The sequence below is a fragment of the Microbulbifer celer genome (genome assembly GCF_020991125.1).
Taxonomy (GTDB): Bacteria; Pseudomonadota; Gammaproteobacteria; order Pseudomonadales; family Cellvibrionaceae; genus Microbulbifer; species Microbulbifer celer.
Window position 1 is genome coordinate 1,662,043 of sequence record NZ_CP087715.1, and the last position, 13,706, is coordinate 1,675,748.

Consider the following 13,706-nt stretch of genomic DNA (forward strand, 5'->3'; position numbering starts at 1 on the left):
CCGGAAAGCAGCGGCACGAACTACTGCTGCTGCGATGACTGGATAGCAGTCAGGGCGATGGTATAGACAATATCGTCAACCAGGGCACCGCGGGATAAATCATTCACGGGTTTGCGCATCCCCTGTAACATGGGCCCGATACTGACCAGGTCCGCACTGCGCTGTACGGCTTTGTAGGTGGTATTGCCGGTATTCAGATCCGGGAAGATAAACACCGTTGCACGTCCCGCAACCGGACTGTCCGGCGCTTTCTTTTTCGCCACATTTTCCATAATTGCCGCGTCGTACTGCAGCGGCCCATCAATCACCAGGTCGGGCCGCTTTTCCTGTGCCAGTTTGGTGGCCTCGCGGACCTTGTCTACGTCAGACCCGGTGCCGGAACTGCCGGTAGAGTAACTGATCATGGCCACCCGCGGGTCAATTCCAAATGCCGTGGCGGAATCTGCAGACTGGATTGCAATATCCGCAAGTTCTTCCGCATCGGGATCCGGGTTTATCGCGCAGTCACCGTACACCAGCACTTGATCCGGCAGCAGCATAAAGAATATCGACGATACCAGGCTCGCCCCCGGTGCGGTCTTGATCAGTTGCAGGGCGGGGCGAATGGTATTGGCAGTGGTATGTACCGCACCGGATACCAATCCGTCGACTTCTCCCTGCGCCAGCATCATGGTGCCCAGCACCACGTTGTCCTGTAGTTGCTCTTTGGCAACGATTTCTGTGAGCCCTTTGCTTTTGCGCAACGCTACCATGGGCTCGACGTATTTGTTACGCGCGGATTTTGGGTCGATGATTTCCACCTTGTCGCTGAGGGTCAGCCCCTGTTGCTCTGCTACACGGTGAATTTCTTTTGGGTCTCCCAGCAGTACTGGCCGCGCGATTCCGCGTTCGGCGCAAATCAAAGCCGCTTTCACGGTGCGCGGCTCGTCCCCCTCCGGCAGTACAATGCGTTTGTTGGCTTTGCGCGCGAGCTCGGTGAGGTAGTAGCGGAAGGCCGGTGGCGACAGACGCTTGGGACGGTTAGAGGCACTGCCCAGGGATTCCACCCAGTGGGTATCCAGGTGCCCGGCAATAAAATCCTGTACGCGCTCGATCCTTTCCAGGTCGTCCGTCGGTGTTTCGGTATTGAATGTCTGCAACTGCAGGGCCGTCTGCCAGGTATTGCAGTGCACCAGAATCACCGGCAGCCCGGTTTCCATCGCCGGCGCACAGAGTTTTCGTACCATGGGCTCAATATGGTATCCGCCGGTCAGTAACAAGCAGCCGATTTTCACCCCGTTCATGGCCGCGAGGCAGGCGGCAACAATGACATCCGGCCGATCGCCGGATGTCACCAGCATGGCCCCCGGTTCAAACCGGTAAATCATATTGCTGAGAGAGCGGGAGCAGAAGGTGATACTGCGCAACCTGCGGGAATCCAGCTCTCCGTAATTGATGATCTCGGCTCCAAAATGATCTGCCAGGTCCTTCGCCCGCGGCGCCACCAGGTCCGAATTCCAGGGAATACAACCGATAATGGGAAGCGGGCTTTTGCCGAACAGAGACAGAATTTCCAGATTGGTTCTGCGGGTTTTCGGCCCTTCGAATACGCCGGTAATATCGGAGCCCGGGGCATCGGGCATCTGTGATGGTGCCCCGACCTTGTTAACGATACAGCCCACAACACGGCCGGATTTTGCGCCCCCGAATGTGGCCATGGCCACTTCCAGGCGGTCTTTCAGTTGCTGGGTGGAATCCCTGTCCGGACACACAACCAACACGATTTCCGCATCCAGGGTTTTGGCGACTTCCAGGTTCAACTGGTTGGCAAACTGATTCTCTGAATTGGGTACCAGTCCCTCTACAATGGCTACGTCTGCATTGCCAGTACCTTCGCGAAAGCGTGCCAGAATATCTTCCAGGAAGGGGGGCAGCTCATCGCGACCAATCATGGACTCTGCGTAGTGCATTGAAAATGAATCCGGCACCTTGAGATTGGTGGCGCTGCGTAGAATTTCGTTCGAGCGATCGTGATTGCGTGCCTGCTTCACGGTTTCGGCTACCGGTTTGTAAAAGCTGACACTGACCCCATTGCGCTCCAGCGCACGCAGGGTGCCCAGGCTGACGGAAGTAATACCGACGCCGGCGCTGATGGGAACCAGCATGACCGTTCGAGACATATTGGGGCTACTCCCGGTTACCACCGTTATGGTTCTGGTGATCACCGGGCACCAGGTTGGCCGCATCGCGCGCGATGACCCATTCCTCGTTAGTGGGAATGACCAGCGCCAGTGCGGAATCAGCGCGGGTAATTGTGCCCTCAGCACCGGAGCGCATCTGCAGGTTTCTCTCCGGGTCCACCTGAAACCCCAGTCCTTCAAGGTGATCCAGAACTTTCCCTCTGATCAGGCTCGAGTTCTCACCGATACCGCCGGTAAACACCAGTGCATCCACTTGCTTTAACGGCGCGTGATAGGCGGCTATGTACTTCGCCAGGCGATAACTGAAGATGTCCAGAGCCAACCAGGCCCCCTGGTGCCCATCGCCTGCAGCCTTTTCCAGCGCGCGGCAGTCGTTACTGAGCTCAGAAATACCCAGCAGGCCGCTTTTGCGATTCAACAGGTCATTGACCTCTTTTAACGAATAATCAAAGCGGCAACCCAGGTGCATCAGGATCCCCGGGTCGACATCGCCACTGCGGGTGCCCATCACCAGGCCTTCCAGCGGTGTAAGTCCCATACTGGTGTCCACACTGCGGCCATTGTGTATGGCAGTAATCGACGCGCCGTTGCCCAGGTGCGCAGATATGACATTCACGCCGTCAACGGGCAGATTAAGCAACTCCGCAGTACGCTCGGTCACATAGCGGTGGCTGGTACCGTGCATACCGTAGCGCCGAATGCCGTGATCGCGGTACAGGTTATAGGGCAGAGCGTAGATAAAGGCGTGGCGGGGCATGCTCTGGTGGAAAGCGGTATCAAATACGGCTACCTGCGCCAGTGCCGGAAATGCCTTGCGGGCCGCCTCTATTCCAAGTAATGCCGGCGGGTTGTGCAGCGGAGCAAGTGTTGCGCAATCCCGGATAGCATCAGTGACCTCACCGTCAATCAGTACCGAGCGGGAAAATTTTTCACCGCCGTGGACCACCCGGTGACCGACAGCCACCAGGCAATGCAGCAACTGCGGACGTGGGTGAAGAATTTCATCCACCAAAAACTGAATCACGGTGGTATGACTGGCTTTGTCCGGTAGGGAAACGGTGTGCTTGTCTCCCTGTACCTGCCAGCTCATCACCGGTTCCGATTGACCCAAGCCATCTCCGATCCCCGTCAGCGCCTCGACACCGGACTTTGGGTCAATTACAGCGAACTTGAGGGAGGAGCTCCCGCAGTTGAGCACAAGCACTTGGCTGGCAGTTGGCATAGGCGGCGCTGGTTTGGTTGCACACTTGTCATAAGACTAGTGCAAAATCGCGACAATTCATTGCTTCGATCCTGTCGTCAGACAGCGAAGGGGGCCAAGAGATGGATGGGACAAAAGAAAAGGATAACGCAGTACGGGAAATTGTCGGGAAACAAAAGGGGGGCCGCTCGCGGCCCCCTTGATTGAGGCTTCAGATAGCAGGATCAGTCCGCTGACGGTACAAACTTCGACAGCAGCCGGATATAGGCAACCTGATACATATTGTGGTTTTCTGTTACTGCCCAGGAGTTCAGCGGCCAGCTGGTATTGAAATCGAGATAGGATTTCTGGGCCGGCTGGGCATAGGGCGGTTCCGGTGGTGCAATACCGCACAGGGCGTTGTTTTCCGGGCTACCACAGCTGCTGGGGCAGCAGGCGTCCCAGTCGTAACTAGGGTTCGGGCCACCCACGAGGAAACCTGGGGCGGGTCCGTAGGAGGATTCGTCTACGGAATCCCATTGCGGACTGCCGTCAGAAAACCAGGTGTGATAGAAGCTGTCTACGGAGTTCTCCGCACCGAACGCGCCCATATTGGACAGGTACACCTTGCCCTGCGGATTCACTCCATGCAGGTAGTTCAGGTGACGGAGTGCTGCGTTCCGCGCCCCGCTGTTATCCACTGGTGCATTTGCCCCAAAGTGATACTGATCCAGATACAGGTTGCCCTGTTGGGCCTGACTGCGGTTACTGCCCCAGGTGTATTGCGGAATAAACGCCCGGTAGGCATCGCTGTCGCCATTGACGGCCGGCCAGTTGTCGTCGGCATTCATCCCGGACGCGTAGGCACTGCGAATCGCGCTGGCTACAGAACTGGACACACCATCCAGAGAGGCAAAGTACAACAACGCGTGTTGAACCTCCGTTTCCCAGATAGAGACCCAGCTCCACTCCAGCAGGTGCGCAGTCTGGTAGTTGTTCTCGGCAAAGCTCAGATATTCCGACTCACCGGTCGCACCGTAGAGGTGGATTGCCGCGATCAGGCTTTTGGCAAAGCGGCCGTATTCATCGACCTCCTGCTCACCGGCGGCAACCCCGTTATCGGCGTTGTAGAAAGTCTCCGACGGGTTCGCCTGGGCCCATTGCCAGGCACTTTCCGCGCGCGCCCTCAGATCTGCAGCATAGGATTCCTGCCCCTCAATCTGCGCAAAAACCCGACTGCCCAGCGCAAGCGCGGCGGCACTGCTATAAGTCGCTGCAGTAGTGGCCGGACCGTATGTGCTGGGTCCGCCGGCGGAAGAGGGTGGGCTCGCGTGGGAGAGATCCATCACTGACAACACCGCACCATTGTTTTCCTGCATGCGTACCAGCCAGTCCATCCCCCATTTTACTTCGTCAAGCAGGTCCGGAATACCATTGCCAGACTCGGGAATGTTGAAATCGTCGGTCCACACTCCGGGGTTTTCCCGGTAGCTGTGCAGCAGCGCGATCAGGTAGTCCGCATGCCAGTTGGTGTACTTGTTGTAGTCACCTGCATCGTACCAGCCGCCGCGCAGATCGCGCTCGGTGGCCGCGTTACCGGTGTCGCTGAAGAGCCTTGCTTCAGCGTCCTGGCCCGCCCCCAGGTGGCTGGCACCATCGGCCCAGCGCGCATCCGCATAGGGTTCCTGTTTGGCAAAGCCGGCGCGCTGGTAGTAAAAACTGCGCACTGCCTGCACCAATACCGGACGATATACATCGGCGGCAATGCGGAACACCGGTGACCGCAGTTCACTACTTTCGTCAGCGAGCGTGTACTCGCCCGGCTCGGTCACCTCAGAGAAGTCCAGGTGCCATACGCGATCACCGGAATTGTCTGCCGTGGTGCCGCCATTCCAGGATGTCGGCGCGAAACTGTAAACCACTTCACCGCTGTTGGTATCGACCAAGTGCAGTGTGGCTGCGGGGGCATAGGATTCGGTGCTGTCATAGCCTAGTTGCGGATCCCGCAAAACCGCCACTTTTTCGCTTTGCGGCAGGTAACCGAACTGATCCACCGTGATGAATTTACTGGTTTCAAAGCTCAGGTAATCGCCACCACCGGAGCTGCCCCCTGAAGAAGAGCTGGAGCCACCGGATGAAGATGATGAGGAGGTGCTGCCACCAGAAGAACTGGAACTGCTGCTGGAGGAAGAGCTGCTCGACGAACTGGAGCTACTGCCGGAAGAGCCACCGCCGTCACCGTTGATCGCAACCGGCACGACCGCGAGATCTCCCGGTGTGGCGGTAAATCCAATATTGACCTCTGTGCCTGCGGCCACCGTATTGTTCCAGGAAACGGGCCCCACCACGTAGTGGTTGCCTGAGTGAGACAGAATGACACCGTTCCAGATCTGGTTGATCTCCGCATCCAGGTTGAACTCCACCGTCCAATCTGAAAGTGGCGCCGACTCGTCATTGAGTACTGTGATTTCCACTTGAGCACCCTGGCCCCAGTCGTTAATCACACTCATGCTCGCCTCGGCGGCATAAAGTGAAGGGGCTACGAGACATGCCCCGGCAAATAACATCCAGTGCGATAACCGCATTGCAGAACCTCCGTTTTCTCTCTTTGTGATTGTTTGTTGTCGTTGACGGATTAAAAATCACAGGATCCCAGCAGGATCTATATGACATATCCGACTTTATGACGTATGAAGGCTCGGTGGGGAAGCTGCTGAATGCGGGAGAAGGCCGGAACTGGAACCGAGATCACGGTTGAGGCACGCAGAAGCACAAGAAGAAGCGCAGGTACAAAATAAAAAAGGGCCGCAAAGCGGCCCGCTAAAATGAGTGAAGCGATTCTCAGGGATATTCGCTAGACACAATTGGAACTATCGTTTCAGATTAACTGAACTGGTTCATGGTGTTGTCTTTACCCGCCGCTTTCAGCGCTGCTTCACCAGCAAAATACTCTTTGTGGTCGTCACCCATGTCAGAGCCGGCCATGTTCTGGTGTTTCACACAGGCAATACCCTGGCGGATTTCCTTACGCTGTACGCCTTCCACGTAACCCAGCATACCCTTGTCACCGAAGTACTCTTTGGCCAGGTTGTCCGTAGACAGGGCCGCAGTGTGGTAGGTGGGCAGGGTGATCAGGTGGTGGAAAATACCCGCTTCGCGCGCCGCGTCCGCCTGGAAGGTACGGATCTTGTTGTCCGCCTCTTTCGCCAATTCGGAGTCGTCATATTCTGCGCTCATCAGACTATCGCGATCGTACGCGGAAAGGTCTTTGCCTTCTTCCTTCCAGGCGTCGAATACCTGCTGACGGAAGTTCAGGGTCCAGTTGAAGGACGGGCTGTTGTTGTATACCAGCTTGGCGTCCGGAACCTGCTTGCGGATCTCGTCCATCATGCCGCCAATCTGACGTACATGCGGTTTCTCGGTTTCGATCCAGATCAGGTCGGCACCGTTCTGCAGGGAGGTCACACTGTCGAGTACGCAACGGGCTTCACCGGTACCCGGACGGAACTGGAACAGGTTGGAAGCCAGACGCTTGGGACGCAGCAGCTTGCCATCGCGGTTGATGATCACATCGCCATTTTTCAGGTCCGCTTCGGAAACTTCTTCGCAGTCCAGGAAGGAGTTGTACTGATCGCCCAGATCACCGGGCTCTTTGGTGACGGCGATCTGCTTGGTGAGGCCCGCGCCCAGGGAATCGGTACGCGCCACGATCACGCCATTGTCGACGCCCAGCTCAAGGAACGCATAACGCACCGCGCGGATCTTGGCCAGGAACTCCTCGTGGGGAACGGTCACTTTACCGTCCTGGTGACCGCACTGTTTCTCGTCGGAAACCTGGTTTTCGATCTGGATACAGCAGGCACCGGCTTCGATCATTTTCTTCGCCAGCAGGTAGGTGGCTTCTGCGTTACCGAAGCCGGCGTCGATATCGGCGATGATCGGCACTACGTGGGTGACGTGGTTGTCGATCTTATCGACAATGGCCTTCTCGGCGGCTTTATCACCGGCGTCACGGGCGGCGTCGAGCTCACGGAACAGTCCGCCCAGTTCGCGGGCATCTGCCTGGCGCAGGAAGGTGTACAGCTCTTCGATCAGATTCGCTACCGAAGTTTTCTCGTGCATGGACTGGTCGGGCAGGGGGCCGAACTCACTGCGCAGGGCGGCAACCATCCAGCCGGAGAGGTACAGGTAACGGCGGTCGGTTTTACCTTCGAAATGCTTTTTGATGGAAATCATCTTCTGCTGGCCGATAAAGCCGTGCCAGCAACCCAGAGATTGAGTGTATTTGGAGGTGTCTTTATCGTACGCCTCCATGTCCTTGCGCATGATGCCGGCGGTGTAGCGCGCAATATCCAGGCCGTTCTGGAATTTGTTCTGCAAACGCATACGGGCGACGGATTCCGGATTGATCGCATCCCATGTGCTGCCATTGGCATCACGGAGCTTTGCGGCTTTTTCGATTTCTTGAGCGTAAGTGGACATGGCTTGTTTCCTCGAAAGGTGACTGCGAAATGTGACTCAAAGTAGTTGTTGCGTATGCTAGGAGTGATGGCATAATTTGGCTAATTTATTGTTATTATTCTCGCTATCCAAATGGCGAATAACGAAAAATACCCGTGCGCCAAACCACTCTGTGAGCCCGACCCATGAATCTCGAAAGAGCCGATCTCAACCTGCTTGTCTATCTCGATGTCCTGCTCCGGGAGCGTAATGTGACCCGTGCTGCCAACCAACTTGGGCTGTCCCAGCCCGCCATGAGCAACGGACTCAAGCGCCTGCGGGAGCTGTTCGGAGACCCACTGCTGGTGCGCACGCGGGAGGGTATGATGCCCACCGAGCGGGCCATGGAACTGCAACCGATGGTGCGCGAGGCCCTGGCCTCCATCGATCAGGTAATCCAGCCCAATCGGGACTTCGAGCCTGCAGATGCCAGGCGCACATTCCGCATCATGGCCAGTGACTATGCGGAATCCACGCTGATCCCACCGCTGCTGAAGCAACTGCGGGAACTCGCGCCTGGTATCAGTTTAGACATCATGACGCCCAGTGATGTGAGCTTCGTGGATGTGGAACAGGGCAAGGTGGACATGGTGATCAACCGCTTTGACAGCATGCCCCAGAGCTTTCACCAGGCGACCATCTGGAGTGACAGCTTTTCCTGTGTGCTGCGGGCGGATAATCCGATCCTTCAGGACTACAATCTCGAGAGCTACCTGGCTGCCCAGCATATCTGGGTCAGCAAGACCGGGATGGGAGTAGGGGTTGGGGTCAACCCGGAAGACGTACAGCGCCTGGGCTGGGTAGATGAGGCCATCAGCAAACAGGGCCGGAAACGGGATATCTCGGTATTTACCCGTCACTATCAGGTGGCCATGCTGTTGGCGGAACAGAGCGACCTGATCGTGACCGTACCCACCCGTATGGCGCAGCTGGCGGAGCGCAACCCCCGCGTGGTCCTGCGAGATCCGCCGCTGGCCATCCCTCACCTGGAGCTCAAAATGGCGTGGAGCCCACTCCTTCAGCAGAGTGCCCCGCACCGCTGGATGCGGCGCCTGATCCTCGATGTAGGCCGCCAGCTGTAGCATAATAATTCATATAGCAAATACTGAAGATTGCACCTATAAATTAGCGGCATGTGAACGCGAATGTATAGAATGCCGCAAAACCCACCAGTCTCAAGAGGTCAGACATGACGGAAAGAATCCGTATCGGCGATTTGCAGATTGCCGCAGAGCTCCACCAGTTGATTACCGAGGACGTGATTCCCGGCACCGGCGTCAGTGCCGAGGTGTTCTGGGCTGAGCTTGAGAAAATCGTCAATGACCTGGCACCGGTAAACCGCACATTGCTGGAAAAGCGTGATCGCATTCAGGCGCAAATGGACCAGTGGTATCAGGACAACCCGGATGGCTTCCGCGATCTGGATAAGTACAAAGCGTTCCTGAAAGAGATCGGTTACCTGGTAGAAGCACCCGCCGACGTCACCGCCACCACCGACAATGTGGACGCGGAGATCGCCACACTGGCGGGGCCACAGCTGGTGGTACCCGTAATGAATGCCCGCTATGCCCTGAACGCCGCCAACGCGCGCTGGGGCAGTCTGTACGATGCACTTTATGGAACGGATGTGATTCCCGAGTCCGATGGTGCGGAAAAGAGTGGCGAATACAATCCTGTGCGGGGTGACAAAGTGATCGCCTACGGTCGAACATTTCTCGATCAGGCGGCACCGCTGGCAGAGGGCAGCCACAGCGAAGTCACTGAATATCGCATCAATGGCTCCCTGTTTGAGGCGGAACTGGAAAACGGCAAGGTGACGGCACTGAAAAACAGCCGTCAGTTTGCCGGCTATCAGGGCGCGCAGGATGCTCCGGACGCCATCTTGCTGAATAACAATGGGCTGCACTTTGAAATTCAGATCGACCCGAACAGCCCCATTGGCAAAACCGATGCCGCGGGTGTCAAAGATATCCTGATGGAATCCGCCCTCACCACCATCATGGATTGTGAAGATTCGGTGGCTGCGGTGGACGCCGAAGACAAAGTCGTGGTTTATCGGAACTGGCTGGGCCTGATGAAAGGCGATCTTCAGGAGACGGTTCGCAAAGGCGGCAAGGAAATTCAGCGCACTTTAAATGGTGATAGGGAGTACTCCGCACCAGAAGGCAACGGGCTCACACTGCACGGGCGCAGCCTGATGTTCGTGCGCAACGTGGGTCACCTGATGACCAACGACGCTATTCTGGATAAAGACGGCAACGAAATTCCCGAAGGGATTCTCGATGGCATGATCACCAGCCTGATCGGCATCCACGACCTGAAGGGGCAGGGACCACATAAGAATTCCCGCACCGGCAGCATTTATATCGTGAAGCCGAAGATGCACGGGCCGGAAGAAGTGGCCTTCGCCAATACCCTGTTTGACCGCATTGAAGACGCGCTGGGTCTGGCACGCAATACCGTAAAAATGGGCATCATGGACGAAGAACGTCGTACGACGGTCAATCTCAAAGCCTGTATCGCTGCCGCCAAAGAGCGTGTGGTATTCATCAATACCGGCTTTCTGGATCGCACCGGGGACGAAATCCACACCTCCATGCTCGCCGGCCCGATGATCCGCAAAGGCGAAATGAAACAGTCCAAGTGGATTGCCGCCTACGAAGACTGGAACGTGGATACCGGCCTCGCCGCTGGTCTCAAGGGCAAGGCGCAGATCGGCAAGGGCATGTGGCCGATTCCGGACCAGATGGCGGCGATGATGGAAGCCAAAGTGGCACACCCCATGGCCGGCGCCAATACCGCATGGGTACCGTCACCGACCGCGGCAACTTTGCACGCACTGCACTATCACCGCGTGGATGTGTCGAAGGTTCAGAGCGAGCTGGCATCGCGAACTCCGGCCAGCCTGGACGATATTCTTACTGTGCCGGTGGCGGAAGACCCCAACTGGAGCAACGAGGAAATCCAGCGGGAACTGGACAACAATGCCCAGGGGATTCTCGGCTACGTTGTGCGCTGGATTGATCAGGGCGTGGGATGCTCCAAGGTTCCCGACATCAATGACGTCGGACTGATGGAAGACCGCGCTACTCTGCGAATTTCCTCCCAGCACATCGCCAATTGGCTGAAGCAGGGGATCTGCACCCGCGCCCAGGTAGAGGAAACCATGCGACGCATGGCTGCCGTGGTGGACCGCCAGAACGCGGGAGATCCGAACTATCGCGATATGGCGCCGGATTTTGACAACAGTATCGCCTTCCAGGCGGCCTGTGAGCTGGTGTTTGAAGGGTGCGCGCAGCCCAACGGCTATACCGAACCGGTACTGCACCGCCGCCGTCGGGAATTCAAAGCCAGCCGCTGAGCCTCCCGCCTTCGGCGTGTCGTTGAGAGAATCAGAACCCCGCCCAGTGCGGGGTTTTTGTTTTCCGGATCCGATAAATACCTACACTACCCGAGTGACGGGCATGGAGGGAACGAGTGAAGCTGACTCGCTACGTCGCAGCGCCCGCGTTATCCGCGGTCGGATATTCGCGGGTTAACTCAAAACGATTCAAGAACCAGCCTACGGCCAATAATGCGCCCAGGACAAAGATCAGCGCTGCACAGACCGATGAAAAACGGTAGAGCGCACTGAAAATCAGATCCTGATCCGGCGCCACGTACTGGCCAAACAGGATTGCCAGGGTCATAAGCCCCCCAAAACCGATACCCGACGCACCGCCCTCAAGAACATGTGCACGGGCAAATATCATCATCCCGATCCACAAACAGGGCAGCACCAGCAACAGGTTGTCGCCATGCGAGTACAGGAGCAACTGCATAAACAGTGCAAGACTGCATCCCAGCAGGGTTCCGAGGGCACGCTTGCGCGCGGAGAGCAACGCAGCAGGGTAGTTGAGCGCCAGCAAAATGATGATGGTAGACACCTGGGCGGAAAGGGAGTCGCGCAAATTGAATGTCTGGAACACCGCAAACGACAGCGTTGCAATAAGGCCACCCAGCAGGCTGTGGTGACGGATGACGGCGCTGGACCTTTTGGGGCGCACTGCAGGCGGCCTGGATTCAGTGTTGGGGAATAACACCCACATCAGTAACGCGATAGCCAGAGCAAAAACCGAGGCTGAAACACTGCTGACAAACATATCACCTATGTCGGTGTCGGGATAACTGGAAAAGTGCAGCATGATGCTCAGGACCAGCGTGCCATTGGCTCCCAAAAGAAACAGCGGTCCTTTCGCCATCAGCAGGAAACGCCCGTAAAACAGGGCGAAGACCGCCAGGGTCATCATGACGGGGGAGTGACCGAGAAAGCGCTGTAACAGGGCGACTTCAACACAACTCAAAACTGCTGCCGCAATAAACTGCCGGATAATATGGCCGTTGATTGTGGGCAAAATCCCCAGCAGAAATACCGGGAATACAATGTAGAAAACACCAAAACCGGTATCCAGAACCTGGCTGACAATAAATCCGGCCGTCCCCGCGCACGCAATTCGCAAACACTGGCGCAACCCGTCTTGATCCAGCCCGCCAACCTGCTGTGCTCGTTGAACCCGTCGTCGCGCCTGCAGTCCGCGTCGGGTCCGCAACCTCCACATCCGGCAACAGCGGATGAGATGCCGGAACCCCCTCATCGGACGGCGTATAGCAGAGCTTACTTGCGAAGGCACCCTTTGCGGCGCTTCGCCGGGACCAGGGCAGGACTGCATAAGGTTATTACCCACAACTCGGCCTCGATCAGTACAAGAAGTGCAGAAGGCTGACCAGGCGGATCTGCATGTGTGCAAAAAATGCGGCAACGGGATGGCCTTCAGGTATCAGCTGTACCGTTGCCCGTGCGCCACTTGCAGGCAGGGCATCCAGTTCACTCACCAAAGCCAAGTGCAGGCGCAGGCGCTGCGCGTCGCGCACCCAGCGGTTACTGCTCGGAATATCTACCAGCTGGCCATTTGCCAATAACTGACCGTCGCGTACACCTGCGTCGATCCCATTGGCTGTGGCAGTGAAAATACGGCCGGGAATGGCATCGAAACTGATCAGGGCCTGATCGCCACTTCGCACATTGCGCAGGCTTTTCTCGCGAAAATCCGCGGTAATATCCAGTGTGTTCCCGACTACTACCAGGGCCGGACTACCCGCGGCGGCATAGTCGCCGGGTTCCAGTTGTAGATTGGAAACGACGCCATCCTGAGTTGCGCGCACCGTGGCTCGAGCCAGGTTCAGACGCGCCTCAGCCAGCTGATTATGAGCCTGTCGCAGCTGCAGGTTTTCTTCTCCAGCATCCCCCCGCTCCAGCCGCAGCGCGCTCAGTTTCGCTTTCGCGCTGTCCACTTTGGATATCGCAGCGGCGTGTGCCGCAGCCGTACGATCCAGTTGCTGCTGAGACACCGTATGATCTGCAATCAAAGTACCCAGGCGCCTGTGCTCTTGTGCCAGTTCATCCGCATCGGCAGAAGCCGCACGTAGCGCCGCTTTTGCCGCGTCGATGGAAGCATCGAGTCGGGCATTGTCCCGCTTCGCCTGTTCAACGGCTAATTCAGCACGCTCGACCGCAATCCGATAGGGTTCAGGGTCCAGCTGAAACAGCACGTCCCCGCGCTGCACCTGACTATGACTTTTTACTGCCACAGCAATCACCTTGCCGCTAACCTCTGGCGCTACCTGATTGATTTCACGCATTGCGCGCGCCTGAGGCGTCAAGGGCATGGCCATATCGGCTACGACGAAGTAGACAAAGAGCACGGCGAAGGCCGTTGATGCGATCTTTATCCAGCGGGAAAAATGTTGTTCCGGATTCATTGCTTTCTCGTAATGCGAGGTAGAAATGTGGCGGCGGGGTGGAGGAG

At 57.1% G+C, this 13,706-nt stretch carries 8 protein-coding genes; 2 read left to right on the top strand and 6 right to left on the bottom strand.

Going from position 1 to position 13,706, the window contains the following annotated elements:
• Window positions 1-20: 20 nt before the first annotated feature.
• The 4 genes from pta to LPW13_RS07000 form a co-directional block, all read right to left on the bottom strand.
• The gene (gene pta, locus LPW13_RS06985) at window positions 21-2,159 is read right to left on the bottom strand and encodes a phosphate acetyltransferase (RefSeq protein ID WP_230438725.1); all 2,139 of its coding nucleotides are present in this window, start codon (window positions 2,157-2,159) and stop codon (window positions 21-23) included.
• Window positions 2,160-2,166: 7 nt separating this feature from the next.
• Entirely contained in the window at window positions 2,167-3,402 is a 1,236-nt protein-coding gene (locus LPW13_RS06990) for an acetate kinase (protein ID WP_230438726.1), read from the bottom strand.
• A 203-nt stretch (window positions 3,403-3,605) separates the two neighbouring features.
• Complete coding sequence (locus LPW13_RS06995; RefSeq protein WP_230438727.1) at window positions 3,606-5,870, bottom strand: glycoside hydrolase family 9 protein; 2,265 nt, start codon at window positions 5,868-5,870, stop codon at window positions 3,606-3,608.
• Between the two features lie 373 nt (window positions 5,871-6,243).
• A complete protein-coding gene (locus LPW13_RS07000) occupies window positions 6,244-7,842 on the bottom strand; it encodes an isocitrate lyase (protein ID WP_230438728.1) in 1,599 nt (532 codons plus the stop codon).
• Between the two features lie 164 nt (window positions 7,843-8,006).
• Between LPW13_RS07000 and LPW13_RS07005 the strand changes: the two genes are divergently transcribed.
• Together LPW13_RS07005 and LPW13_RS07010 are read left to right on the top strand one after the other, a co-directional pair.
• The gene (locus LPW13_RS07005; protein WP_230438729.1) at window positions 8,007-8,942 is read left to right on the top strand and encodes a LysR family transcriptional regulator; all 936 of its coding nucleotides are present in this window, start codon (window positions 8,007-8,009) and stop codon (window positions 8,940-8,942) included.
• Window positions 8,943-9,049: 107 nt separating this feature from the next.
• Entirely contained in the window at window positions 9,050-11,221 is a 2,172-nt protein-coding gene (locus LPW13_RS07010; protein WP_230438730.1) for a malate synthase G, read from the top strand.
• Between the two features lie 130 nt (window positions 11,222-11,351).
• Here the strand turns inward: LPW13_RS07010 and LPW13_RS07015 are convergent, their stop codons facing one another.
• Entirely contained in the window at window positions 11,352-12,359 is a 1,008-nt protein-coding gene (locus tag LPW13_RS07015) for a DUF2955 domain-containing protein (protein ID WP_230438731.1), read from the bottom strand.
• 238 nt (window positions 12,360-12,597) lie between these two features.
• Entirely contained in the window at window positions 12,598-13,659 is a 1,062-nt protein-coding gene (locus LPW13_RS07020) for an HlyD family secretion protein (protein WP_230438732.1), read from the bottom strand.
• Window positions 13,660-13,706: the final 47 nt, after the last annotated feature.